The organism is Lacinutrix sp. MEBiC02404, from assembly GCF_053601575.1.
Map to the genome: position 1 here is coordinate 1 of NZ_JBSHNV010000214.1, position 283 is coordinate 283.

Annotated in this window: 1 protein-coding gene; it reads left to right on the forward strand. The window is 38.9% G+C overall.

Annotation, left to right across the window (positions count from 1 at the left end; translation table 11 throughout):
* Positions 1 to 283: HYR-like domain-containing protein (locus ACVCXO_RS13925; protein WP_452230195.1), on the forward strand; the 283-nt coding region annotated here is incomplete at both ends.

Sequence of the window (283 nt, forward strand, 5' to 3'; positions counted from 1 at the left end):
AACACAAAACATAGTAATTACAGATGTTACTGCTCCTGTTGCTGATCTTGCAACTTTAGCTAATGTAACGGCACAATGTGAAGTAACGACTTTAACGCCACCAACGGCAACAGATAATTGTGGTGGAATAGTTACTGTTACGAACGATGCATCACTTCCTATTACAACACAAGGAACAACCCTGGTAACTTGGACATATACAGATGTTAATCTGAATGCTTCCACACAAACACAAAACATAGTAATTACAGATGTTACTGCTCCTATTGCGGATCTTGCAACT